The sequence below is a fragment of the Vibrio sinaloensis DSM 21326 genome, assembly GCF_000189275.1.
Lineage (GTDB): Bacteria > Pseudomonadota > Gammaproteobacteria > Enterobacterales > Vibrionaceae > Vibrio > Vibrio sinaloensis.
Map to the genome: position 1 here is coordinate 20,473 of NZ_AEVT01000083.1, position 25,540 is coordinate 46,012.

Below are 25,540 nucleotides of genomic sequence, written 5' to 3' on the forward strand. Positions count from 1 at the left end.
CGCTATTAATTAGCGTTCTATCTTTGGTGAATAGATAGAGTAGGCGGTGATTTGCCCTGCTACGATCGCTGAGAACATAAACAGCGCAGACAACCCAATACTAGGAATAGGCAGAATCGACTGTTCAAAAACCGATTGACTGGCGCTGACCAGAACTCGACTTCCTGGAACCAATATGATGATGCCTTGGACGATATAGATAGAGCCAGTTAGGTCCATTTTCTTCGCCACCCAAGTTCCATATAAGGTAATCAACACGGTTGTAATCCAAGTACCGACCACCCAGCCACTTTCAAAGCCTAGGTAAAATGGCCCCCACATACCGAGCATGGCGACAGGTAAGCCCAGCAAAATGTCTTTCGGTCGAGCGTTAAAGATAATACCGAGCGAAATGGAAATTAGAAACAAGCCGAAGATATGTAGCCATATGGGGACTTCGTTGGTGTAGCTTAGTGGCTCTGCCTGTCCCCAAATCGATTCTCCAATGTTCAGCCCCATAACGATACCAACAAAGAGTTTGATCAATGTGAGTGCACTTTGACCAAGCAAACTGGTGCCCGAGACCAAGTCATTAAACGCCAAACATTCCAACGAGTTGGCAATCGATAATCCGGGGACGAATAAGACAATAGCGGCGATACACAGTGCCCACACGGGTATCTCAGCCCCGGTACTTGCAAAGAAGGCGACCAAAACCCCAGTCAGTAAAGCGGCAATAAATTCGACCGCAATTGAACGGCGAGCACGGCAGACTTGTTGCGCTCCCCAAACCAGAAAGCCGAGAAATACAGAGATATAGATAGCATCAAGTGTGGAGCCGACCAGCATGAGATACGCGGGCGGAATCCCCATGTTTGCTAAAGCGATGACCCATTTAGGGTAGCCCGTTGGTTCAGGGACAGGTTCTTGACTGGGTTGGTTGATGCGAATGATGGTGTTGGCCAACAAACTTAAGTTGATTGATGCTGGCTGGTGGCGCTTCATGACGACGGCGTTATTGTCGTCGGGGAACTGATAATTCACCGTGGTGGGTGTCGCCTGGATCATGACGTCAACACCGTGTTTGCGCGCGTAGAACTGAGTGTATTTTTCCAGTTTATAAGGTGCACAGCCACAGCGATGGAGAGTATCTCCTATCTCAACGATCTTTCGAATTCTGTACTCTGAAGGCATGGTATGTAGTACGTAAAAAATTTTGCCGCAAAGGTAACAGAGGCCACCCTTTGATTCGAGCCAGTCTTTAGTGAACAGTGGCTAAGCTCACACTAAATTCTTACCTTTAACATTGAATGATGACGATTTATGAAATCTTAATGTGCAAAGTGTTAATTGAGCTGTTTTATCCAAGATTTATCTCTGATTTGGTCACAAAATTAGAAAGTTTCAAAATATTTCAGTTGTTATCGATGTGTAACATTTAAAAAGGGATTTTTTCAAATTCCCGAATGTTTACCAGTTTACAAGAGGTCTTTAAAAATAAGATCTTAACAATGTTTTTACATTTGGAAGGGGCGATGTTTTTGTACAAAAAAGATACAACTTGCCCCCTTGATCTTTTCTATAAAAGGGCGAAAATATGTGCAAAATGAGTTTGCAAAAATGAAAGGAAGCTTTTTCTATATTTAGAAATCGAGGCGCATATGAAATTATTTATTTTGTTCGTTATCTCTATTACAGCGGGTGTTGCATCTGCGGAGCACCTTCATTCATTCTTATTAGGTCTTTACATTTCAACGATGGCTGTCGGCGCATGTTACTGGTTTGCTTTTCGCAGCAGCCGATTCCCGCAACTTGCATTGCTACTACTTATTTGCGGCTTGATGGCGAAAATTGCGGTCACTATTGCCGGAGTGAGCTGGGGCTTTAGCCAAGGTTTGATTACATCACCGTTTGTGTTTGCCTTGTCATACCTGTTCTTTTCTATTGTGGCGAGCTATCTATGGTTCAAAGTGAAAGACAAAGCGGTGACGAAGCAGATGGCTCAGCAACCCGCTTAACTCATGCTTTTAACAGACATAAGCCAACGCCAATGCGTTGGCTTTTTTGTCGGCAGATTTGGGGCAAATTCTCAATAATTGCGAGAAATCGTGCTTAAAAGTAACGATTAATTACAAAGCCAGTGTCAGTTGAAAAAGGTTGTTTATACTCAAAGGGTTCCCACACTAATTAGGGTCTTGAGTACAACTATGAGAAAACCGTTTTTTGCTGTTACGTTACTGACGTCTGTTTCTTTTGCTGGCTTTGCTGCTCCCACCATAGTGCCTGATCCCCCAGTCATTGGTGCGAAAGGCTATATCTTAATGGATTACCACACGGGTGCGGTGCTGGTTGAGAAAAACGCCGACTCTCAATTAAATCCGGCCAGCTTAACTAAACTCATGACCGCCTACGTCGCAGGGCAAGAAGTCGCCAATGGTAATATTGGCCTAGACGATCAAGTGACGATCAGTGAGCGCGCTTGGGCAAAAAACTTCCCCGACTCCTCGAAAATGTTTATTGAGGTGGGGACACAAGTCGCCTTGAGTGATTTATACCGTGGCTTGATTGTTCAGTCTGGTAACGATGCCAGTGTGGCCATCGCCGAACATGTTGCTGGCAGTGAAGGTGCTTTTGTCAGTTTGATGAACAGTTGGGCGGCCAAGCTCGGTTTAGAGAATAGTGCGTTTTCTAATCCTCACGGCTTGGACAGTGATGCGCTTTATTCAACCCCACGTGATATTGCGACACTGAGCCAAGCGATTATTCGTGACTTACCGACCATTTATCCCTTGTATAGTGAGCGCGCGTTCACTTATAACGGCATCACACAATACAACCGCAACGGTTTGTTGCGCGATCGCAGCCTACACGTCGATGGAATGAAAACCGGTTACACCAGCGGGGCGGGGTACAGTTTAGCGACCTCCGCCACCAACGGAAATATGCGATTGATCAGTGTGGTGATGGGCTCCAGCAGTACGAAGAGTCGCGAATCAGAAAGCAAACAGCTACTGAGTTACGGTTTTCGCTTTTTTGATACCATTGCACCAGCCGAAGCGGGAGAGACACTTAGTGAAGTAAAAGTGTGGATGGGCCAGCAGGATAGTCTTCCAGTCGGGATTGCAACGAACAGTTATCTGACACTGAGCAAAGGAGACTCTGACAAGCTTAAAGCCGAAATTGAAACTAATGGCGACTTAACAGCACCAATTGCCAAAGGGGCAATTGTGGGCAGCGTGGTGTACACCGTCGATGGAGAGGAGTTGGCGCGTAATGATTTGGTCGCATTAGAAGAGGTGGAAGAGGGAAGCATCTTCAAGCGTCTTATGGACTGGATCAAGCGTACAATCGCGAGCTGGTTTTAAATGAGTTAGAAAAATAAAAAAGCGGGCCAATTGATAGGCCCGCTTTTATTAGAACTTGTAAGTAGAGCCGATGTAGAACGAACCTACAGACTGGCTGTAGTCTTCAATACCCACTTCCATTACGTAAAAATCAGCTTCGTAGCCTGCGCGAATCGCGAAACCATTGAATGACGCTGGTGCGTACTCCAAACCTAGGCCAGCGCGCAGTGCACCACCGTTATCATCAAAGTCAAAACCTTGTGCTTCGCCAGTACCTTTCTCTTCGTAGCTAATTGAGCCAAGACCGATAGTACCGAATGGACGTAGACCGTTGTCGAATGTGTAACCTAGATTCGCAGAAATCGCAAAGCTGTCGTGCTTAAGAGTGCCTAGCTTAGTGCCTAGAGCTTTCACATCGGTATCACCGTATTTAGTGTACTGAGCTTCGATACCTACAATACGGTTGATTTGGTAACCCGCGATCAGTTTTAGCGTTGTGCCGTCTGAATCTGTTGATAAACGCGCCGCGTTGTTAGTGTAATCGTTAGCGTCATCAATAAGGCCACCGTCGTCGAAGTCTGTTGTACCTAGACCAGCGCCTAAGTAAAAACCGCCAAAATCTTGTGCAGAAGCGACAGAAGCGAAGCTAGAAAGGATTGCAGTAAGCAGAAGTGCTTTTTTCATGTTGTGTTTTCTCATTTACATTGTGTACGAAGAATTGAGGTGGCGGACTTTACGGTCTTTGTCAGTTCATGACTAAATGGAAAACAAATAAAATTCACATTTATATTCGTCTCAATATTGAGATGAGTTTTTAGGTTTTTAATGCCTGAGTTATAGGGTTATGTTTTAAAAGGATTTATTTTTGTTTCATCACAATCTGCCTCATCTTGATTTATAAAAACATCTAGGTAGACTGTGCGTTTTTAAAATTTGCACTCAGAAACCTCCTACAAGGTTTTCTTCACTTTTTGCTCAATTAGTAAGAGCTAAAAAAGTTGCCTTCTAAACAAATTTATTAATCTAATGAAAGCGATTCAGTTCTCGAATTTAACTTTAGAGTGTGCAACACGGACGTTACGCAATCAGAGCGGAAATAAAATCATTCTAAGGCCGTTGCCTTACGAAGTTCTACTACTGCTACTGCAGAGAGATGAGCCAGTTTCTCGCGAGGAACTGTTTGCTCATTGCTGGCAAGGGATGGTAGTGACAGACCAAGCGTTAACCAATGTTATCTCTGGATTGCGCCGAAATTTTTTGTCACTTAAAGCGGTGGGCGCAGAAATCACCACAATCAGCAAAGTTGGCTACTTTATCAATGCGGATTCGATCGAAATCGAATGGCTAGCACAATCTCAAGCGACCAAGTCAGACATTGCCAAACCAGTTGCTGTGGTGGAGGAAAAGCCAAAACGTGCTCCAAGATTCAGTTGGAAATGTAAATCGATTCAATCGTGCTCTTTGCTGTGCTTATTTACTGTAGTAATGGGGTTGACGGTGTTTGCTCTGGTAGCACTCGAGCCGTTTGTTGAAAAACCTTCCTATGTGAAAATGAAAAACTATCAACGTTTTAGTAACGGTGATACCGATTACTATGTGCATGATGAGGGAGGAGACTTTGTTCGCATTGGAGAGCTTAAACAAGCCCTAGCTCCACTTGTTCCCTCTACTTGCGGAGTTGATGTGTATATTCGATTTTATCCTTCATTGTACAGGTCTAATACGGTTGCAATGACGGTGTGGCTCCAGCAGCAACAGGGCAAACGCAATCACATGTACCGCTATTTTGATGTTGAACCAACTCACATCGCTAGCAATGTTGTTCGTTCGCTGAATAACCCGGAGGTCAAATGCGATTGATGTTCACTCTGCTGGCCGCGGTTGCGTGTGGGTTTGGTCTTTATCATTGGCAGTTTGCGGACTTCGACCTGAGTGGTACCCGATGGCATTGTTCATCAACCAAGGCGAGTTTTACTTCGAAGGCGTATCAAGGTTATTCAAGTATTGAAGAGCTCACAACCATGTACTTTCCAACCAATGGCAGTGTCTTGTACTACCAATCGGGCGTGTTGAACCACAAGTCCGGGCTTGTAGAGCCTTTCGAGTTGGTACTGAGTGCACGCAACAAGATTGTTGGGCAACGGATCGAGCAGAAGTTCATGACGGTTGATTGGAATTTGATCCCCAAATCATCCCCCGTGTTTGTGAGAGACAAAAATAGCTTGGCGGATTTTGAATTAGACTTAGGCTTTTATGTCGATGGAGATAAGCTTTTCTTCTTTAACCCCAAGGGCGCTGAAGACTTAAACATTGCATGCCACCAAATATAAGTGAGGGCGCAAGGGCGCCCTCATTTGGTTATTAATCTAGCTTTGTCCAAGCCGATTGCCAGTGAGAACCAACCCCCGGCTCATATTGGTTGGCCGATGGTGACCACTGAACACAGTAACCAGAGTAAGGGAAGGCCTTACATTGGTATACGGCACCGTCGGTTGCGAGCACTTTAGTGCCTTCTGTGTAGCTTTCTAACCCTTCAGGGAAGATAAAGTCGTAATCTCCAGCGGGCGGCGGTGTTTGTTCGTCAACGAGGTGGAAGTCCATTGTGACTTGATCAAGCAGGTTGCCTTGCGAATCTTTGCTGACAACCACCAACATATGGTGCCCAGGCTCGGATTTGCTTAATGTCAGTGCCACTGGCTCAACATCGCCATCCTTCATCGTTGCAGCATGACTTGCTAGTGCTTCCCTGTGATGGTTATAGACCGTTAGCTCTGCATTGAGATCGCCTACTGCTTCGAGAAGCAAATCTAAACGAGTGGCGTCGTTGCCAATCACATATTCGCTGTTTAGACCGCTGACTGTAAGCTCGACATCGGGAATCGGAGTCTCGATTTCATAGCCAATTTCAACACGCTGTAAACCGGAGTTGGCCTTGAGGTAAACAGGGTTTGAACCATATACAGGCGAGAAGGTCTCTTCACCATCAAACTCACCCGCTTGAATTGAACTTTGCTCTTGGTTAATTTTGCTCGCTAGAGCGTGTGACCACTGATTTGCGAAGCCCTGTTGCTCTGTGGTGATCACATACTCGGTTCTGTATTGATGATTCTCGCCTTGATGGTCGAATACGCGAGTAAACACTTTATCACCCACATTCAGGTCCATCGTTGGGTTAATTTGCCCCCCCTGACTCCAATCAGGAATGACAGCGCCATCGCCATCGAATTTTACGTCAATGACATTGTAGAAAGAAGCCGCAGTATCACCCACATCCCAAACGGCTAGAATAACTTGGTAGCCTTCACGCTCTGGTACATTACATAAGTGACTGACTCGCTTAGGAGGCTGAACCATATTGCCGTCTACCGTACAAAAAGGGGTTAGGTCAAACGAGTCTCGAGCAAGGGGTAAATTGGGGTTCCAATCTGGCTTGGTAATGTAGTACTTCCAGTCTTTTGTCACGTGATTTGCTGTAAACGTCCACTCAAAGTACTGCGAGCCTGACTGAATTGGGCGTTTCACCCAGCGGTCTGCTGTTTGTTCATCCAGGGCCGCGGCCAATGACGTTTCCGCACTGGCAATTTTTCCATCGCGCGGGCCGGAAGATGGAAAGCCATCAGGGCCTTCTACACTTTGCGGCTCGTACTGAATAGCGCCGCATTGAGTGTTTTTCTCATTGGTGTCGCTAGTTGGGAACTTACATAACGCGGCGCGGCCTTCTGCGACACCATTCTCGTATGCGGAGACATAGCCGTGTCCGTAGCTGAGTGAGCTAATGCTAAACAGTGCAGCAGCTATGAGTGATTTCTTAGGGAGGTTATTCATCATTTGTCTTTGATCCTTTGGCTGACAACTATCGATGACACCCCGGCATGACGCTCTATATCGGGTTAGAGCGGCGGCCCCGCTATCATAGACAAAATTGTCGACAGACCGGTGGCTTTGCGTCCTATCTTTTCAGATAGTTTGCCAGAAGTGCATATGAGCAAACGAAATGTAGTTAAATAATTTAAGAAAAGCGACGAATGAAATGGGTTTGTGGAAGCATATTCTCGATTTCAAATTTAAGCGACCAATCAACTTGATAAATTTGCAATCATGAGATGAATAACATATTGATATCTAATGTATATCCTAAAAAATACATTTGTTCTAGTGATGCTTTGTGGATTGATAATCCCGTTGGCATTAGGCGTTTTGTTGAGTAGGGCAAACCAAACCTTTGATGAGCGTTAACTTTGGGCTGACATCGCGCTGTATGAAACTACCGACAATTCATTACAGCAAGATATACAAAGGAATCACCATGGAATTCACCGAACAAGATCGCGACGCACTTTATCAAACTTGGATGTCACAGAAATCAAAGATGCGTCTAACGCAGATGGAATTTGCAAAAAAGCTTGGTATGAATCAGCTGACCTTTTCTCAAGTGCTGAGAGGTGAGCGACCAATGACGATGTCGTTCGTCAGTCACTTTTGCCGCTTATTGCAACTGGAACCCAAGCACACCTTCCCATCACTTAAACAGCACAATGAAACTGGGCCAAAGGTGGTATATTTGAAAACTTCGATGAGCGTTGATGGCGAGATTCAAAACGCCTATATCGAAGGCAATCAAGTTATCGTCGAGTACGCACATACGGTGAACCCCGAATAAACAACGCTAAACTGAAATTACCTAACCGAGTGAAGAGCACTACTTGTCGGGATGCTTAGATGGTACTCTACCGACTATCAGTACCATCATTGAATCCCAATATGTTAGAAAAAGAAAATCTGTTGAAGCTGGCAAGAATGCAGATGCCATTTGGCAAATATGCGGGCAGAGCGCTCATTGACCTACCTGAAGAGTATTTACTGTGGTTTGATAAAAAAGGTTTCCCAGAAGGAGAGTTGGGCGAGTTATTGAAACTGTGCCTTGCTCTGAAAATTGAAGGGTTAGACAGCGTGGTTAAGCCTTTAAAAAGAATGTAACCTAAAACATAAGCTCATCATTTTTAAATTAAAAGACTGACTATGAATTTTGATATCGAAGCACTGCGACATCACCAACTGGTCGAAGATGGCCAACTCGAGGGATGTTATATCCATCAGCCAGCTCAAGGTAGCCAACAAGATGATAAGGCTGTATTAGCTGAGCGCCAAGCGTTAGAAAAGATGGGCTATAAGGTCGTGCAAGTTCAAGCGAAAGGCAAAACCACAACGTTTGCCGAAGCAATGCAAACGTTCGCGAAAAAGAGTGGTCTTCAGCCCAACTAATCAGCAAGCGGAGTCTGTAAAACTCTCCTAATAAAGCGCCTATTCAAAAGAGTCAGACCGTTAAGGCTGGCTCTTTTTACATCTAATTAGCGGTTGAAATATCGTATCAAACCTGCCACAAATACAAGCGTTAGGTGTGAGGTTGCAAACCTTTGGTATTATTACTCACGATAGCGTAGCAGTATGTCCAAAAGTGTGGCTCCGCCAATCGAAAACATGGTGATTTAAGTACTACTTATCGGTTTGCGCTTAAAGTAAACGGGTTTATCAAGGAGAGACGAATGTCAGAGTGCGCGCAGGTCATTCAGACGCTGAAGCAGCAGTTAAAATCACATGGGGTGAATTATCAAGATGTTGCTAAAGCGCTGGATTTGAGTGAAGGTTCGGTGAAGCGACTTTTCTCAAACGGTGGCAGCATGAGCCTTGAGCGTTTATCGGCTGTGTGTAACTTGATCAATCTGGAAATGACAGCACTGTTTAAGCTTGCCGAAGAAGAGAGCCAGAACCTTTCTTCATTGACTTGGGAGCAGGAAAAACAGTTAGTGGCAGATAAGGTGTTGCTGCTGGTCGCTGTTTGTATCACCAATGGTTATCGTTTTGAGCAGATCCTAGGCCAATACAATCTGAGTGAGCCTCAGTTGATTCAAAAACTGGCGCACCTCGATCGCATCAAAGTGATTGAGTTGATGCCGGGTAATCGTATCAAACTCAAGATATCCTCCTCGTTTTCGTGGATTGCAGGAGGGCCTATTCAGCAATTCTTCCAACAACAGGTGATAAACACCTTCTTCCATACGCACTTTTCCAACAATGACGAAAAACTGGTGATGTCGACCGGGCTGATGTCTTTACCGACCAACTATAAGTTCCAACAGCGTATACAGCGCCTAGTGAGAGAGTTCTATGAATCGTGCAACAGCGACAGCGAGCTATCGATGGAAGAACGGCATGGTACCTCTATGGTGATTGCCATGCGCCGTTGGAGTTTCCCGTTGTTCGATGAATTCGAATTAGGGGACGACACGGATAAAAGTCGCGCCCAATAGCACCAACGGTAATACTATTTGCTACTTTGCTCGCTGAGCTTTGTCGCATGCCTGCCTTCATGCAATCTACTGAGCAACCAGAGAAAGACTCTCTGATGACAGAAGATAACGGAGGCAACAATGTTGAACCGACTGAAAATGATTTCACAAACCGCCATTTGGGGCGTTTTGCTTATCGCTGTATCTATCGCTACGTTTTCACCAAAGGTACTAGCAGCGGGATTACTTAAACCCGTGAATAGTCAATACAAAGATCTTCAGATCGAATCCCACCATGTTGATGTTGCAATCCAAGACGGCTATGCGACCACGTCGATTGAACAGACATTCTACAACCCCAATGATACTGAGTTAGAAGCGTTGTACTCATTCCCTGTTCCGCAAAAAGCCGTTGTGGGCGAGTTTATCTATTGGATTAATGGCTCGCCGGTGATTGCCGAGGCTGTCTCTAAGGAAAAAGCGCGTAAGATTTACGATGATCAAAAAGCGCAGGGCAACGCCACAGCACTCACAGAAAAAGACGCATACAAAACCTTTGATATTCGAGTGTACCCCGTACAGCCGCAGCAGAGCGTGAAGGTGCGGTTGGTATATATGCAAGATGCATTGTTAGACCATGGCATTGGACGTTATGTATACCCGCTTGAAGAAGGCGGTGTGGATGAAGCCAAAAATAGCTTCTGGACTCGAAACGATAAAGTAGAACAAGACTTCTCATTCAATGTGACATTACGTTCCGCTTATTCGGTAGATGGTGTCAGGCTGCCCGCACACCCTGCGGCGATGATCTCCCAGCAAGCCGATGGCGAGCACACCACGTGGAAGGCGACAATCAGCAATCACATGGCCGATCCCATCCAAGAGGGTGAGTCTGTGCAAACTGCTCAGGCGTCAATGAGACTCGATCAGGATGTGGTTTTCTACTGGCGTTTGCAAGAAGGCTTACCCGGCCGAGTTGATATGGTGGCGTACCGAGATCCTGCATCATCAAAGCGCGGTACGGTGAAACTGACCTTTACACCGGGTGATGACCTTACTCGAGTAACACAAGGGCGCGACTGGGTGTTCGTGTTAGATAAGTCAGGTTCTATGTCTGGCAAGTATTCGACACTCGTGGAAGGTGTGCGCCAAGGCTTGGGTAAGTTACCTTCTGAAGACAGATTTCGCGTCGTGATGTTCGATAGTAATACTTATGATTTAACAGGCGGATTTGTGGCGGTTAATGCGGCCAATGTCACTAAAGCGTTGCAGTCAGTTGAACAAGTAGAGCCGAGTAATGGCACCAATCTTTACGAAGGGATGGCTGCCGCGACTCGTAAACTCGATGACGATCGCCCTACTGGTATTGTGTTGGTGACCGATGGTGTGGCGAACGTTGGCGTGACTGAAAAGCGCCGTTTCTTCGACCTGATGGAAAAACACGATGTGCGACTATTTACATTCATCATGGGTAACAGTGCCAACACGCCGCTCTTAGTTCCCATGACCAAGTTGTCGAACGGTATTGCGACCTCAGTATCTAACGCTGATGACATTATTGGGCATCTGATGAGTATCACCAGCAAACTGACCTATCAGGCATACCGAAACATCCAGCTTGATATTGATGGAGTGAAAATTAAAGACCTGACGCCGCAGCAGATCAGCAGCTTGTATCGTGGCGAACAACTGACGGTATTTGGTCACTACTTCAAAGGCGGGGAAGCGGATATCAAGCTGACTATGGGCATTGGTGGTCAATCCCGCGAATATCGCACTAAAGTGACGCTGCCAGATACTGCAACTGAGCATCCCGAACTAGAAAGAATGTGGGCGTTTTCAGCGATTCGTGACCTGCAAGCACAAATGGATTACCTGGAGCAAAAAGACCACGACAAAGAGCAGGCCATTGAAGACATCGCCTTGGAGTATGGATTGTTAACAGATTACACCTCGCTGCTGGTGGTAGAAGAGGAAGTGTTTCAGCAACTGGGTATCGAGCGCAAAAACCAAACGAGAGTACTGAAGGAGCAAAGTGCGCGTGAGATTAAACAGAACCAACCCGTGAAACCAACCCGCGTCGATAAGAATCAACCGACGTTTAGTCAGCCAACACCAAGCTACTCTGGTGGTGGAAGTGGCGGCGGTGGTGGCAGTATGAACATCTTAGTATTACTGAGCATGATATTGCTGGTGGTTGGCCGAGGAGCAATGGCTAAAAAGATGCGCAATTAAATACGGAACAGAGGCTGGCTAACACCAGCCTCTTGCTATCAAGGCGCCGTGATTTCATTACACTCTGGAATCGTAACCCTCAAGGGTGGCTTGTAATTGGAATCATCAATCCTCTCTCTAATCTAGCCAAAAGTTTGTGACAACGCCTAATCAAAAATGAGTCGATTTATTGAGCAGATTCTTTTTACTACAAGCCAAGTAAACTCAAGTGTATTCGAAATACACAAATGACTTTCATTAGTCTTGGGATCCATCGTGAGCCCCAAAGTTCATGCCACGCCTAAACACCAAATAAGGTCTAAACTTTTTGAGTATTCTGTTTTGAATAGGAAACTACCGATGAGAAGAGAGTTCGAACGTTGGATGGTAAAAAAAGAACGGAAAAAGCCCAATACGGCTTATCAATATGCACAGTCAATCGATAAGGTATCTAATCATTACTCTAACCATGCTCAGCGAAATGTTGATCTGTACAGAATTCTAGATACAGATATGCTAAGGAAAATAAAAGAAGATTACTCCTTGCATGGGAAGTTTAGTGAATTCGGAGGTAAAGGGAATGGTACGATAAGAAATGCGGTTGCAACTTATTACAGATATCGAGTTGAGTGGGCTTTAAACTCGCCAATTGCGGTTGAAGAAGAATCTGTACCTTTAGATAATGAAAGCAAAGTGTCCGATGATGAACTAACCTTCAACCTTTCATACGAGCGTGATCTGCAATCCTCAATGATTCTTCAGATAAACACTTTATTTCCTGAATATCAAATCTTTGGCGGGGATACGTTAGAGGGAGTTGAGTTTGCAATAAACGGGAAACGGATAGATATATTACTAGAACACAAAGAAAGATCGGAGTTGCTTGCGATTGAACTTAAAACAGGAATCGGAGATTTTAAAGTATTTGGACAAATTGCAATGTACCTAGGACTATTAGAGGAGAGGTTTCCTGGCTACGATTGCAGCGGAGTTATTGTATGTGGTCAAGTCGATGAATCGTTATCCCTTGCTTGTAAGATGAGTGATCGAGTGTCCGTAAAACAATATAATATACAGATTGTGCTGACAGACCACGATCCTTCTCGCCCTTAAGGTTCAGATTAATTTGGTTAGAGGTGTGTTGGTCAATGGTGCACACCCTTGCTTCTTCTTAACTCGGCGCAAAAAAGTGGATTAAACTCTATCAAGCCGCTCTTTTGGTACCAGAATTTATCCAAGGGTGAGTGCAAGGTCCTCAGCGTTCGGAGCCGTTGGGGCTGGCTTGGTATCAATTCCAAGCAATTGGGTTAAACATTCCTTATCCAATATTGGGTGAGGCTCTATGCCGGTAACTAGGACAATATCTACTGCTGGCAATGGAGGCATGTTATTAAGGATCTTAAGATCGTGAGGCACGCTAAGCCTTCCCATCGCGCCTACAGCCATGCCTGAACGAACGATGGCGCGTTGAGCTGATGCGGTATTACAACATGCGAGTAATTGGTAAGGAGTGCCTCTTTTGGTTAAACCATCAATAGCGGCGGCGTGATATTTGCAGTCAGTTTGAAACAAGGCTAGTGGCAGGGGCTGGGAGTTGTCTAAATCAAATTCTGCGTGGCTTATCCACACGCCTTTGTCGCTGGCAAGCCAGTATCCCTCTTCACTATCGGGGGCTCGAGTAACAATGGCTGCGTCTAACTTTCCTTCATCAAGCTTCTTCCTCAGACTGATACTAGGTTCACTAAATACGTGGATGGAGTATGTAGGTTCGGCGTGCTTCAGGACGCTAATGACATTTGGCAAGATGTTGTCGTTGTAATCTTCCGGGCAGCCTAAGCGGAGAGGGCGTTTGTTCTCGTATCGTTTGACTTGTTTGAGTGCTTGATTATGTAAGCTGACCAGCTGTTCTGCATGGGAGCGAAGTGCTAAACCGGCTTCACTCAATATGAGGTTGCGGCCTTCCTTTTCAAACAAGCTGACGCTGAGTTCTGCTTCCAACTTACGCATTTGGGCGCTAAACGCGGATTGGGTTCGGTTGATTTGTTTGGCGGCGCGAGTAAAGCTACCGGTTTCCACAAAGGCGAGAAAGCTACGTAGCGCGTCAATATCCATATAAAAACCATCCATCGTTTTTGTTGAAGTATTCCATCAAAACTATCCGTTAGTCGGACAGAAAGCAATCGGATATTGTGATTGCCAACTTGACGTAATCGTAAATAAAAACTGCATGGAGGCTTCAATGGAACTGTTTATTGGTAACCAAAATTACTCAAGCTGGTCACTTCGCGCGTGGCTGATCTTCTCGCAATACAATTTGGATGTAAAGGTAACCAAATTGAAGTTGTTTACAGAGGATTTCTACACCACTTTGGAGGACATCACCCCCACGGCCAAAGTGCCAACCTTGGTCCATGATGGCGTAACAGTGTGGGACTCACTCGCAATCTTAGAATTTGTGAATGAGCAGCACTTACAAGGAAGAGCATGGCCTCGTAAGGCGTTTGAAAGGGCGAAAGCCCGAGCCATTGCCGCTGAAATGCACTCTGGCTTTTTTGATTTAAGGAATGAGCTACCGATGAATATTCGTGCTCGTAGAAGCGTTGAGTTAACTGAAGGCGCATTGAGGGATATTAAGCGTATTGATGCCATTTGGTCGGAGCAAGCTAAGCTGTACCCAGGGGAGTGGCTGTTTGGAGACTGGTCAATTGCCGATGCCATGTACGCACCTGTTGCACTGCGCTTTCAAACCTACGGGGTCGAGTTATCTGAAGGCGCGAGTGCTTATCAACAAAAGGTTTTGACCAGCGATTCATTACAGCAATGGCTAAGGGAAGCAAGCTTAGAAAAGGACATTGTTGAAGAGGATGAAGTCGGTGAAGCGGTTTGATAGCTTAGTAAAGCACTTTATGTTGACGCATTTTGTGTAGAGAGGCTGAAACCACGGGCTCGTTTTCCTGGTGATGTGTCAGCCTCAAGGTTTGAGAACTTTGTTAGCCGTCTCCATAATGATATCCAGCATGCAAGCTTTAAGAGGATCGATGGATGCTCTTTCGTGAAACAACAGCTTGATGTTTTGTCTAGCGATAAAAGGCGCAGGTTGAGTCGTAACTTTGTAACTATCGAAGAATCCATCCTTGATATCTGCAACAAACATCAATCTTTGTGTTCCCTCAATAGCCATGGTTGTAAACTCCATAGACGTGGATGCAAACTCAATCGACCGCTTCTTGTTGTGTTTGTCTGCGAGGTAATCTAGCCACCGCTCAACGGCTTTATTGGTACTAATTATCGCGTGAGGGTAATCAAATACGTTCTGCTCCGAAATGATGCCCTTTGCCATAGGGTGATCTTTTGCCATTATAAGTTGATAGCCAACATCGACAATGGGCAAAACCTGCAGTTGCGATACTTGTTCTGGCTCAAAGCCTAAAGCAAAATCCATCAACCCTTCTCTGAGCATCGAGGGCACCTGATCTGTCCAGTCTACTATCTCAAGACGAACCAATGGAAGACGGCCCTTTAACTCTGAAATCAGTGAACGTATAAAGTGACGAGAACCGTTTCTGTGGCAGGCTAGCCGCAGAGTACCTGTTGATGTTTTTGCGTCAAAGTGACTATCAAACAACAAGCTTTCCATTGCATTAAAGTGTGCGGTTAAGGCTGGCTGAACGAGCTGAGCATAAGGACTTGGCTCGAAACCTCTTCCTGAACGAATTAGAAGAGGATCATTTAACACTTCTCTCAGCTTTCCAAGTTGATAACTCACGGTGCTTTGTTGCAGATCTAATCGCTCGGCTGATTGGGAAACGTTTTTTGTTTCTATCAGCACGAGCAGCGTGCGCAACATTTTTAAATCCAGTTTAGCTAACTTATCGAACTGCACAGTCACTTTGTCGCTTCCTCTATTACTCAGACCGCCTTTACTATAAACCTGCATATCGAAAAAATCGATGGTTAGTATTTAATCTATCATATTGTTCGATTTTCTTCAGGGGCGCAAAATACCTCTATACCAAGACGAGGATTCGAATATGAAAAAGACATTATGTAGCATTGCATTAGCTTCTGTATTTATCTCAAATTTCGCTATGGCTGATATCGTCGCAGAGCACTACACTGCTCAACTCGATGTGCCTTATGCAAAAGGCCTAGTCACGATTAACGGAGAAATCACTGAGCGAGATTTAGTGATGGACATTGTTCAACCGACTAAGCCAAAGGCAGAGGAAAACCCAGTTGTTGTGATGACGTTTGGCGGCAATTTTATTCGAGGTGGTCGTGATGATATTTACTCAGTTTTGGGCGCACAAACGACGACAATGAGAGACTACTGTGAACAGTTCGCTCAAGTAGGGTATACATGTGTTGCTATTGACTATCGACTCTCTAGAGAACAGCCAGTACCTTCGAACATCGGTTACAATGATGAAATGCTCGTTGAAGAAGAGTTGCGTATCAAGGCGTTGCATGACCGCCACAACATGTTACGTGCAAACAAAGGGCTAGAGCCGTTGCCTTATGAGTCGGATATCCTGCGAAATACAGTGATCTCGGCGGCAGAGGATTTGTATCAGGCGGTCGAATACTTACAAGAAAATGCAGCAGCACTTGGTATTGACCCGAACCGAATTGCTTTGGGTGGTTTTTCTGCCGGTGCCATAACCAGTTTTAACGTCGCTTATGGTATGAATGCGCCGGTGAAAGCAGTCATGGGGAACTCAGGTTTTGTTATCGGTTTCGATATCAATCCTCACAACAAGAGTGAATTACCACCTGCATTGTTAAACATTGGCCAGTATGACATAGATGCCCTTATTGATGCAGCTCAGCATGCGCTGCCCAATTATGCTCAAGCAGGGATAGATGTAGAACAGGCGTGGGTTGCAGGATTTGGACATTTCTATCCATCAGGAGCGATTACACTGAGTGACAACCTCACGAGAGAGCCTCTTATTAAGCGTATGGTTGATTTCTTAGATCGGAGCTTGTAACACAAACCTTAGCTAGGATGGGTTTGGACTAAAGTGAGAAGTGTTGGGTATGTTTGTTAAGCCTGTGAAAAGTATGTAACAACTCTAGAATTAGGAGCCAGCATTGTTGCTGGCTCTTTTTCTATCAAGGGAATTTATGCAATCTTTTGGGGTTAATCTGCATACTCTGACAGGAGTCTTGCTAGCAATAGGCTGATTAGTGTGAAGCGGTTATCATTCTGAAATCAAAGTTCCCCTTGTATGGAAAATTTAACATGGGATTTTAATCAACAATTACGAATCAATAGAGTTGATTTATTCACATAAGACACTCGCTTTGAATTTTATTGGGATATTTAGTCTTTGCTTGATTAATTATCCATACATCTCGGCCTTTCTAGTGAAAATATATTTTGAATAGCGTCACATTTAGCCCGTATTTTTTACTTTAGTATTTTCTCACTTTCTTTTTATAACCAATAACACCTACGAAAATACTTTTTAGTATTTTAATAAATATAAGGATAACTGTTCCAATGAGTGACGCGATCATCAAAGTATCTAGAAATACTGAAAAAGCCCCAATGAGTGAGTTTTCTACTCAATCTGTAGCATTCTCTCATTACAATAACATCTCTGCTCAGCTGCCAATCGATGCCGCAACTGGAGAAATTGTCATTGGTGGAGTCAAAGAGCAAGCGCAGCAATGTCTAGCTAACATTAAAGCGATTGTAGAGAGTATTGATCACGTTATGGACGACGTCGTCAAAATCAATGTGTTTGTAAAAAATATTGCAGATGTTGAAGCGGTTGATGCCGCTTATGCTGAGTTCTTCCAAGAGTACTTCCCAACACGCACCGTTGTCGCGGTTGCGGCACTGCCTGATGGTGATGCACTGGTTCAAATGGATGCGTTGATTTCAAACGGTGAGGGAACTTACCCTCAAGATCCTTGCGAGCTGATTAAGGTGGCTCGTAACACTGAAAAAGCGCCGAGCCATGCGCTTTCAACGCACACTGTTGCGTTTTCTCATTACAACAACATTTCAGCTCAGCTACCTGTTGACCCAGCAACGGGTAAACTAGTAGAAGGTGGCATCAAAGAACAAACCGCGCAATGTCTGCGTAATGTGAAATCTATTCTAGAAAGCATTGATGTGCCGTTTGATGACATCGTTAAAGCAACCATTTATTTAAAAGACCTTGCTGACCTTGACGCAGTTAACCAAGTCTACACAACGTTCTTCCCAGATTCGGCGATTGCAAGAACTGTAGCTTATGTACCAGCTCGCACTATCGCGGCGGTTGCAGACTTACCTATGGGCGCAGCGGTTCAAATTGATGTCGTTATCTCACACGGTGATGGTACCCCTCCTCAAGAAGTGGAAGACAGACACGGTATCGTGATTCGCCCAAACAATACTGATGCTGCGCCGCTAAACGCGCTGTACACTCAAACGGTCGCATTTTCTCACTACAACCACATTGCTGCTCAATTACCAATAGAACTTGCAACAGGTGCTGTCGTTGAAGGTGGCGCTAAAGAGCAAGCACAGCAATGTATGCAACACATCAAAGCGATCGTGGAAAGCATTGGTCATGAGATGGACGATGTGGTCAAGATAAACGTTCAACTGCGTGACATCGCGGATATCGACGCGGTGAATGAAATCTACACTGAATTCTTCACAAAAGAGTTGCCAGCAAGAACAGTTGTCGGCGTGAGTGATATCGCAATGGGTGCGCTAGTACAGATCGACGCGGTTATTTCTAATGGTGAAGGTACACCACCACAAGTATAAATATAATTTGGCTCGTTATATTTAAATCACATTGTGGTTAATCGAAAGTGCAAGTTATTTGATAGCTTGCACTTTTTATTTTATGTCTCGTTGTTTTAGTTGATTTAGGTTGTTATTTTATTGTGATATTAACTCAGTTTATTTAACGGATATGAAACCAGAACAAATTGGTGCTGCTTATGATCAAATTACTCATATGTGGCAAAGTAAAGACTTCAATCGCGAAAATGGCATCTCGGCCCATAAAAAGGCACTAGCCTTCGTCGAAAGTAAACATAAAGCATTGGATATCGGCTGTGGATGCACGGGGCGATTTCTTGATCTTCTGATTGATGAAGGCTTCTCCGTCGAAGGGTTGGACATCTCTCAAAAAATGATCCAACTCGCTCAAGAGCGTCATCCTAATATTCATTTTCATCACGCTGATATTTGTCAGGTTGAGTTAATTGACCGTTACGACTTCATTACCGCTTGGGACAGTATTTGGCATATTCCGTTGGCTCAGCAGCGCTCCGTTCTCACTAAAATTGTCAACAGCTTAAACTCTGGAGGCGTATTTATCTTTTCGTTTGGTGGAACAGACAAACCTGGTGACCACTGCGATAACTTTATGGGACCTGAGGTTTATTATTCCTCTTTAGGAACGAATGGCTTTTTACAGCTGTTTATCGAGTTGGGGTGTGTCATCAGACACCTTGAGTTTGACCAGCATCCAGAGCTACATACGTACCTTATTGTCGAGAAGCCGTAGTAATGTTAAATCAGATTTAGACAACGCGACTTCATAACCTGTTGTATTAAAAAGCATTTAAATATAGTGTAGAGCGCAACTAATGGAATAATCTTTCAAGGAGTGAAGTATGTTGTTGGCTAAAGCGTTAAAAGCAGGAGATACGATAGGTATTTTTTCTCCTTCCTCTCCTGCGACTGTTTTCGCCCCTAAACGCTTTCAACGCGCGAAAGAGTATCTGACTTCGATGGGGTTTAACGTCAAAGCAGGGCTGCTAACTGGCAGCAGTGATTACTATCGCTCTGGTTCGATTCAAGAGCGAGCGGAGGAATTAAATGCGCTAATTCGCGATCCTGAAGTTCGTTGCATTATGTCGACGATTGGCGGCTATAACAGCAATGCTCTTCTTCCCTATATTGATTACCAAGCGTTACGAGACGACCCTAAAATAATCATCGGCTATTCAGATGTTACGGCATTATTGATGGGGATCTATGCACAAACTGGCCTAGTGACTTTTTATGGCCCTGCGTTAGTCGCCTCTTTTGGTGAATTGGCTCCGCTGGTGGACGAGACGTTCGCCTCTTTCTCTGATTTTCTCATCGGTAAGCCAACGGCTCCATATCAGTATGTGATGCCATCTCATTGGACGGATAAAATGATCGATTGGGAGAGTCAGGTAGAAGCGAAACAAGTAGAAAAGAATCACTGGCGGTTTTTGGGTCGTGGCATGGTATCTGGCCGAATCGTTGGCGGCAACCTCAATACCATGGGGGGGATCTGGGGTTCACCTTATATGCCGGAGCTCAAACAGGGCGATATCTTACTTATTGAAGATTCACTAAAGGGAGCGCCGGAAATAGAGCGATCATTCAGTCATTTAAAAGCATGCGGAGTGTTTGATAAGGTAGCAGCGATTATACTGGGTAAACACGAGTTGTATGATGACAAAGGGACGGGACGCGAGCCGCTCGATGTGCTGCTTGAAGTGTTAAATGGTCAACAAGTGCCTATCGTCTCAGGATTTGATAGTTGTCATACGCATCCCATGCTAGTCACGCCTTTGGGCAGTTCAGTTAAGATAGATTTTGATAAGTCGAGTATTGAAGTCACCAGTGATTGGCTCAACACGCATTAAGTACCGATAAAGTGTTCAAGAATAAGAAGCCAGCATTTGTTGCTGGCTTTAATTTATCAGCGTACTCTCTACTTTGCTGCGATAACAATCTCACCACTATTGCTGTCATCCAGTAGGTTGACATAATGCTGAGCAACCTCTTGTGCTGGCATACCTGGTTCAGGATCCATTCCCATAGCGACCATAGTCTCTGCAACCCAGCCTGGTGATACGGCATTGATGCGAATGCGGTCTATTTCAGTTACCGAGGCCTTAATCGCAGCCTCAACTGCGGCATTAACCGTTGTCACGATGCCACTGCCTGCAAATGGGTACTGAGCCAGTATTCCTGACGTCAACACAATCACTCCACCGTCGTTAACGTACTGCTCACCAAAGCGAATTGTGTTTATTTGCCCCATCATTTTGTTTTGAATACCAAATTCCCATTCTGAATCAGGTGCCTCACCCCATGGTGTTAAATTGGCGACACCGGCGGTACAGAAAATCGCCTCCACTTTACCTACTTTTTCAAATAAGGCTTTCAATGATTGTGGCTCAGATAGGTCAACGGGGTTTTCAGGATGACTGAGAGATGCACCAACCACTTGTGCTTTACCTGCTAGCTGTGTTTCAAATTGACGACCGATAAGACCTGTTACACCCAATACTAAGACTTTCTTCATGTTAATAGCTCCGTGTTCGTTGAGTGAGGCTATTATTCGGCAGTCGGGTTTAATCGTGTAGAGGGGTAATGGTTGTTTGACCTGTAACTAAAAGTTGAAGATAAGCGTACAAAAAAGCAGAAATACGCCCACAATGTAGCAAAGCACCGTTTCTCGTGTTTCATATTACGTGGCGCTAAGACAATCTATTGTTTAATATGCTCGACGAGGAAGTCGATAAACAGTCGAGTTCGCTTGGGTAAATTATCTCGAGATGAGTAGTATATCCAGACCGGTTTCGATGTTCCCCAATTGTCCGTTAATACAGGAATTACCTCGCCACGTTTTACTTGTTCTTCAACATGCCAAGCGCCCATATACGCGATGCCCAAGTTCTGTTGCAGTGCGATTATTGCCGCGCTGATATTCGATACACTCAGATTGCCTTTCGGCCGAAATTGTATGTGCTCACCATGCTCATCCGTGAGCGCCCAGTTGTAAGTTCGGCCGGAAGAGAGTGGCCGGTAGATGATGCAGTTGTGGTGGCTTAACTCTTCTATGGTCTTAGGTTGGCCAAACTGTTCTACATAGTCTCGATGAGCAAAGATACCACTTTGCATATCATAAATAGGGCGGGCGACGAGTCGGCTGTCTTCGTTGATTCGATTGCCGACGCTTACATCAAACCCTTCATCAACCACATCTAACACACGATCGCTTAGTACAAGATCTAACTCTATATTAGGATGCAGGCGAAGAAACTTGGCGATGTGTGGCATGACAAACCGGCGACCAAAGCTATCTGGAATGTTGACTCGGAGCTTGCCAGCAGCGCTTCGATTTTGTTCCGTTAAGCCATCGATACTCTGCTCGAGTTCAAGCAACAATGGCGATACCTTTTGGTACAGATTTGCTCCGTCCTCCGTGAGGGAGAATTGACGGGTGTTACGATGAAACAGTCGCACCCCGGTTTGTTTTTCCAATGCTGCGACCCCTTTGCTGACCGCCGCAGCAGAAATACCGAGCTTTCTTCCCGCAGCAGAAAAGCTGCCCTCTTGAGCTGCTGCGATAAAAAGCGGAAGTTGACTGGGTAACATAGAGATTCCTCGTCGAGATAGTGGTCAATATTATAACTAGTTCGTTTTATGCTCCATTTCAACTTTTAGTTATAACTGATTAAACTAAAAGTTATACATGCGACGATGTAATGTCGATGGCAATAGTTGAGTACTTATTGCTAAAAAACAGTCGATACGCAGACCAAAAAGTGGAAGGCGCTATTTATTAAGTTTTTACTAAGAATAAGCTCGAAGAAATAGGCTGTTAGCAAAATGTAATCTTGTGAAATAAGTGTTGGCTTGATTGTGGTTATGATATTTGTCCATGTGGACGATTATGCATAACTATTCTTTGTGTGATCGCTGTGGTAGGGGTTTATTGCCTGAATCATCAATAAATAGTGGTTTTTTATTTCTTTCTGCGGTATAAAAATTTTTTAACAAACGATAAAGGAATATCCATGAAAAAGTTATTGTGCGCTGCTGCATTGTCGTTAGCTGCTTCAACACCTGCTCTTGCTGACCCAATTTTAGACGACATTAAAAGTAGTGGTGAGCTAAAGGTATGTTTTGATTCTGGATACATGCCATTCGAAATGACAGCTAAGAATGGTCAGTACATCGGCTTTGATATTGATCTTGGCAAACAAATGGCGCGTGCTATCGGGGTGAAGTATGTACCAGTAAACACGGCTTGGGATGGCATCATTCCTACGCTGTTGACTGGAAAGTGTCACATGATCATGGGCGGTATGACCATTACGCCAAAGCGTAATATTCAAGTTAATTTTGCTGACCCATATGTGGTTATTGGTCAGTCTATTCTGCTCGATCCTAAACATGAAGGTAAAATTACAGACTACCGAGATCTAAACAGCGCTGAGTTTGTCGTTGCAACTAAACTAGGTACAACAGGCGAACAAGCCATCAAACGTTACCTACCAAAAGCAAAAGTAAACCTGTACGAAACTCAGTCTGAAGCAGTACTAGAAGTGGCCAACGGAAAAGTAGATGCGTTCATCTACGACCTGCCTTTCAACGCGATTTACAGTGCTGAAAACAAAGGTCAACTGGTTCACTTGGCTGAACCTTTCACTTATGAGCCTCTAGGTTGGGCGGTACCACAAGGTAACCCTGATACGATCAACTTCTTGAACGGCTATCTACGCCAAATCAAGGGTGATGGCACTTATGATCGTATTTACAACAAATGGTTCAACGATGATAAATGGTTAAAGCAAGTTAAATAAACTTCCCCTGTTTATCGTTGAAATAGCGAGTTTCAGTCGAAAAGTAGCTGGAACTCGCATTTGCAAACCAATCTTGCGTTCGCATTAGAGCCCATCTAAAACTAATCTCGGAATAACATGCAAAATAATCTTAAATCCCTGTTTTGGAACGCTGTTTTTGTTCTCGCCTTGCTTTCAATTGGCGGCCTGGTGTACTTGTCAGGTAAGCGAATTGATTATAACTGGAATTGGGAACGTGTCGTTCCGTATATCGCGACCAACGCAGCCTCGTCAATTATCGCCCCTGAAGATGGCAACATAGTATTAACTGCGAACAACCAGTTGGCGTTGGAAAATCTTAGTGGCGACATCGTTGTTGACCTTAGCATATATGAGTCAGTTGATGTTTACGAAGGAGACTTGATCTTTGAAGGGGATACCTTAGCTTCAATTGAAGAGTGGCGTATTGGACCTATTCTAGAGGGGGTAATTACGACAGTAAAAATCTCATTGTGGTCGTTGGTTATCGCCCTTGCACTAGGCCTTGTTATTGGCTTGATGCGGATATCAAGTAACCCCGCATTGAAGAAACTGTCCATTGTCTACATCGAAATCATTCGTGGTACGCCGTTGCTGGTACAAATTTTTATTGTTTATTTCTTTATCGGCACGGTTTTGGACCTAGAGCGCTTTACGGCGGGCGTCATTGCGTTGTCGGTGTTTACTGCTGCTTATGTTGCTGAAATTGTACGTTCTGGCATTCAATCTATCCCTAAAGGACAAATGGAAGCCGCACGTTCGCTTGGGATGAATTACCCTAAAGCGATGATTTACGTCATTCTTCCTCAAGCATTTAAGCAAACACTTCCGCCCCTCGCTGGACAATTCATTAACCTGATTAAAGATTCTTCTCTGGTATCCGTTATATCGATCACCGATCTAACTAAAGCCGGGCGCGAAGTGGTGAGTGGCAGCTTTGCCCCCTTTGAGGTCTGGTTTACGGTTGCGGCACTTTATTTAATTCTGACCAGTGGCCTATCTTGGGCGATTCAAACATTGGAAAAGAGACTAGCAGCCAGCGATTAAGTAGGAAAATATCATGCAACATATTATTCAGGCCGAAAAGGTCAATAAAATCTACCCAAATGGCTGCCATGCACTTAAAGATGTTTCGGTAAATGTAGATAAAGGCGAAGTTATCGTTATTGTCGGCCCATCTGGCTCTGGTAAGTCAACATTCTTACGCACCATCAATCAACTAGAAACCATCAACAGCGGCTCAATTATTGTTGATGGCATTGATATGTATGCTAAAGGCACTGATATTAACAAGCTGCGTGAGGATGTAGGAATGGTTTTCCAAGGGTTTAACTTGTTTCCTCATAAAACTGCGCTTGGCAATGTAATGTTGGCACCATTAAAGGTGGCGAATCGTAATGCTGACGAAGTGGAACTTGAAGCGAAAGACTTACTATACAAAGTTGGCTTAGCTGAACGAATGGGCAACTACCCCAATCATTTGTCTGGTGGACAGCAGCAGCGTGTCGCTATTGCGCGTGCGTTGGCGATGAAGCCAAACATCATGCTATTTGATGAACCTACTTCAGCGCTCGACCCAGAAATGGTTGGGGAAGTGCTAGACGTAATGAAAGACCTCGCGAAAGACGGTATGACCATGGTGGTCGTTACCCATGAAATGGGCTTTGCGAAAGAAGTCGCAGACAGAGTGTTGTTTATGGAAGATGGGGAGCTGCTTGTCTCAGACACACCGGAGAGCTTCTTTGATAACCCGAGCAACCCAAGACTAAAGAAATTTCTGTCTAAGGTTTTGTAAAATTCAAGTTTCAGGGCGTTACTCGGCGCCCTTTATTCCTTTCTAGTTGAGTCCCAGTTGCGCTGTGCGCGAATCATATCCAGTATGGTTTCTTCAGCGAGTTGATTGACTCTTTCCAGCTTCAAGTCGGTTTCACTTTTGGCTTCATTAACCTCGTCAAGTGACTCGTTTTCTGGAGGTGTTTGCTTGTCCATAGGCTCTCACTTCATCGAATTTTATAGATTATATTTGTGTCAGTAGTATATCGAATCTAAGTCGAGATAAGCTTTAGGTGAAGTCGAAATCACTATTAGGTTTTACCTAACAACCTA

Annotated in this window: 26 protein-coding genes and 1 riboswitch; of the genes, 18 read left to right on the top strand and 8 right to left on the bottom strand. The window is 44.6% G+C overall.

Features of this window, described 5'->3' with window-relative positions; genetic code table 11:
- Positions 1-9: 9 nt before the first annotated feature.
- Positions 10-1,173 (bottom strand): threonine/serine exporter family protein, encoded by a 1,164-nt coding sequence (locus RH45_RS14500; protein ID WP_008078392.1) that lies wholly within the window; start codon positions 1,171-1,173, stop codon positions 10-12.
- Between the two features lie 467 nt (positions 1,174-1,640).
- Here RH45_RS14500 and RH45_RS14505 point away from each other — a divergent pair, with 467 nt between their 5' ends.
- Together RH45_RS14505 and RH45_RS14510 are read left to right on the top strand one after the other, a co-directional pair.
- The gene (locus tag RH45_RS14505; protein WP_008078393.1) at positions 1,641-1,997 is read left to right on the top strand and encodes a hypothetical protein; all 357 of its coding nucleotides are present in this window, start codon (positions 1,641-1,643) and stop codon (positions 1,995-1,997) included.
- Positions 1,998-2,186: 189 nt separating this feature from the next.
- Positions 2,187-3,344: a D-alanyl-D-alanine carboxypeptidase family protein gene (locus tag RH45_RS14510; RefSeq protein ID WP_008078394.1), complete on the top strand. Its 1,158-nt coding sequence runs from the start codon at positions 2,187-2,189 to the stop codon at positions 3,342-3,344.
- Between the two features lie 48 nt (positions 3,345-3,392).
- On the opposite strand, the gene RH45_RS14515 is transcribed toward RH45_RS14510, so the two are convergent.
- Positions 3,393-4,007 (bottom strand): porin family protein, encoded by a 615-nt coding sequence (locus RH45_RS14515; protein ID WP_008078395.1) that lies wholly within the window; start codon positions 4,005-4,007, stop codon positions 3,393-3,395.
- A gap of 342 nt (positions 4,008-4,349) precedes the next feature.
- Here RH45_RS14515 and RH45_RS14520 point away from each other — a divergent pair, with 342 nt between their 5' ends.
- Both RH45_RS14520 and RH45_RS14525 read left to right on the top strand, forming a co-directional pair.
- Entirely contained in the window at positions 4,350-5,183 is an 834-nt protein-coding gene (locus RH45_RS14520; RefSeq protein ID WP_039958723.1) for a winged helix-turn-helix domain-containing protein, read from the top strand.
- Positions 5,174-5,653, top strand: coding sequence for a hypothetical protein (locus tag RH45_RS14525; RefSeq protein WP_039958725.1), 480 nt, complete (start codon positions 5,174-5,176; stop codon positions 5,651-5,653). The genes RH45_RS14520 and RH45_RS14525 overlap by 10 nt, the downstream gene beginning before the upstream one ends.
- 31 nt (positions 5,654-5,684) lie before the next feature.
- Here the strand turns inward: RH45_RS14525 and gbpA are convergent, their stop codons facing one another.
- Positions 5,685-7,148 (bottom strand): N-acetylglucosamine-binding protein GbpA, encoded by a 1,464-nt coding sequence (gene gbpA, locus RH45_RS14530; RefSeq protein ID WP_008078398.1) that lies wholly within the window; start codon positions 7,146-7,148, stop codon positions 5,685-5,687.
- A gap of 69 nt (positions 7,149-7,217) precedes the next feature.
- Positions 7,218-7,304: riboswitch (cyclic di-GMP riboswitch) on the bottom strand.
- Positions 7,305-7,629: 325 nt separating this feature from the next.
- Between gbpA and RH45_RS14535 the strand changes: the two genes are divergently transcribed.
- The 6 genes from RH45_RS14535 (at position 7,630) to RH45_RS14560 (ending at position 12,937) form a co-directional block, all read left to right on the top strand.
- Positions 7,630-7,983 (top strand): helix-turn-helix domain-containing protein, encoded by a 354-nt coding sequence (locus tag RH45_RS14535; protein WP_008078399.1) that lies wholly within the window; start codon positions 7,630-7,632, stop codon positions 7,981-7,983.
- A 101-nt stretch (positions 7,984-8,084) separates the two neighbouring features.
- Positions 8,085-8,300, top strand: coding sequence for a DUF3820 family protein (locus RH45_RS14540; RefSeq protein ID WP_008078401.1), 216 nt, complete (start codon positions 8,085-8,087; stop codon positions 8,298-8,300).
- A 42-nt stretch (positions 8,301-8,342) separates the two neighbouring features.
- Positions 8,343-8,585 carry a hypothetical protein gene (locus RH45_RS14545; protein ID WP_008078405.1) on the top strand — a complete coding sequence of 81 codons (243 nt, stop codon included), beginning with the start codon at positions 8,343-8,345 and terminating at the stop codon, positions 8,583-8,585.
- Positions 8,586-8,866: 281 nt separating this feature from the next.
- Complete coding sequence (locus RH45_RS14550; RefSeq protein WP_008078407.1) at positions 8,867-9,631, top strand: helix-turn-helix domain-containing protein; 765 nt, start codon at positions 8,867-8,869, stop codon at positions 9,629-9,631.
- A gap of 120 nt (positions 9,632-9,751) precedes the next feature.
- On the top strand, positions 9,752-11,845 hold the full coding sequence (locus RH45_RS14555) for a VIT and vWA domain-containing protein (RefSeq protein WP_008078409.1): 2,094 nt from the start codon (positions 9,752-9,754) through the stop codon (positions 11,843-11,845).
- Positions 11,846-12,184: 339 nt separating this feature from the next.
- The gene (locus RH45_RS14560; protein ID WP_008078410.1) at positions 12,185-12,937 is read left to right on the top strand and encodes a PDDEXK family nuclease; all 753 of its coding nucleotides are present in this window, start codon (positions 12,185-12,187) and stop codon (positions 12,935-12,937) included.
- A 117-nt stretch (positions 12,938-13,054) separates the two neighbouring features.
- On the opposite strand, the gene RH45_RS14565 is transcribed toward RH45_RS14560, so the two are convergent.
- Complete coding sequence (locus tag RH45_RS14565) at positions 13,055-13,936, bottom strand: LysR family transcriptional regulator (RefSeq protein WP_050796265.1); 882 nt, start codon at positions 13,934-13,936, stop codon at positions 13,055-13,057.
- Between the two features lie 127 nt (positions 13,937-14,063).
- On the opposite strand from RH45_RS14565, the gene RH45_RS14570 reads away from it, so the two are divergent.
- Complete coding sequence (locus RH45_RS14570; RefSeq protein ID WP_008078412.1) at positions 14,064-14,711, top strand: glutathione S-transferase family protein; 648 nt, start codon at positions 14,064-14,066, stop codon at positions 14,709-14,711.
- A gap of 84 nt (positions 14,712-14,795) precedes the next feature.
- Here RH45_RS14570 and RH45_RS14575 read toward each other — a convergent pair whose 3' ends face one another.
- Positions 14,796-15,761 (bottom strand): LysR family transcriptional regulator, encoded by a 966-nt coding sequence (locus RH45_RS14575; protein ID WP_241211649.1) that lies wholly within the window; start codon positions 15,759-15,761, stop codon positions 14,796-14,798.
- Between the two features lie 94 nt (positions 15,762-15,855).
- Here RH45_RS14575 and RH45_RS14580 point away from each other — a divergent pair, with 94 nt between their 5' ends.
- From RH45_RS14580 to RH45_RS14595, 4 genes are all read left to right on the top strand, one after another.
- Positions 15,856-16,815 carry an alpha/beta hydrolase gene (locus RH45_RS14580; RefSeq protein WP_008078414.1) on the top strand — a complete coding sequence of 320 codons (960 nt, stop codon included), beginning with the start codon at positions 15,856-15,858 and terminating at the stop codon, positions 16,813-16,815.
- Between the two features lie 515 nt (positions 16,816-17,330).
- Positions 17,331-18,596, top strand: a complete 1,266-nt coding sequence (locus RH45_RS14585) for a RidA family protein (RefSeq protein WP_008078415.1) — start codon at positions 17,331-17,333, stop codon at positions 18,594-18,596.
- A gap of 151 nt (positions 18,597-18,747) precedes the next feature.
- Positions 18,748-19,347, top strand: a complete 600-nt coding sequence (locus tag RH45_RS14590; RefSeq protein ID WP_039958728.1) for a class I SAM-dependent methyltransferase — start codon at positions 18,748-18,750, stop codon at positions 19,345-19,347.
- 109 nt (positions 19,348-19,456) lie between these two features.
- A complete protein-coding gene (locus tag RH45_RS14595) occupies positions 19,457-20,464 on the top strand; it encodes a S66 family peptidase (RefSeq protein ID WP_008078417.1) in 1,008 nt (335 codons plus the stop codon).
- A gap of 68 nt (positions 20,465-20,532) precedes the next feature.
- Here RH45_RS14595 and RH45_RS14600 read toward each other — a convergent pair whose 3' ends face one another.
- Positions 20,533-21,129 carry a short chain dehydrogenase gene (locus RH45_RS14600; protein WP_008078419.1) on the bottom strand — a complete coding sequence of 199 codons (597 nt, stop codon included), beginning with the start codon at positions 21,127-21,129 and terminating at the stop codon, positions 20,533-20,535.
- Positions 21,130-21,314: 185 nt separating this feature from the next.
- Positions 21,315-22,205: a LysR family transcriptional regulator gene (locus RH45_RS14605; RefSeq protein ID WP_008078427.1), complete on the bottom strand. Its 891-nt coding sequence runs from the start codon at positions 22,203-22,205 to the stop codon at positions 21,315-21,317.
- 422 nt (positions 22,206-22,627) lie between these two features.
- On the opposite strand from RH45_RS14605, the gene RH45_RS14610 reads away from it, so the two are divergent.
- The 3 genes from RH45_RS14610 (at position 22,628) to RH45_RS14620 (ending at position 25,229) form a co-directional block, all read left to right on the top strand.
- Positions 22,628-23,416, top strand: a complete 789-nt coding sequence (locus RH45_RS14610) for a transporter substrate-binding domain-containing protein (protein WP_008078429.1) — start codon at positions 22,628-22,630, stop codon at positions 23,414-23,416.
- 117 nt (positions 23,417-23,533) lie between these two features.
- Positions 23,534-24,481 (top strand): amino acid ABC transporter permease, encoded by a 948-nt coding sequence (locus RH45_RS14615; RefSeq protein WP_008078430.1) that lies wholly within the window; start codon positions 23,534-23,536, stop codon positions 24,479-24,481.
- Between the two features lie 13 nt (positions 24,482-24,494).
- Positions 24,495-25,229, top strand: a complete 735-nt coding sequence (locus tag RH45_RS14620; RefSeq protein WP_008078431.1) for an amino acid ABC transporter ATP-binding protein — start codon at positions 24,495-24,497, stop codon at positions 25,227-25,229.
- 32 nt (positions 25,230-25,261) lie between these two features.
- Here RH45_RS14620 and RH45_RS23455 read toward each other — a convergent pair whose 3' ends face one another.
- Positions 25,262-25,423 (bottom strand): hypothetical protein, encoded by a 162-nt coding sequence (locus tag RH45_RS23455; protein ID WP_008078432.1) that lies wholly within the window; start codon positions 25,421-25,423, stop codon positions 25,262-25,264.
- Between the last annotated feature and the right edge of the window lie 117 nt (positions 25,424-25,540).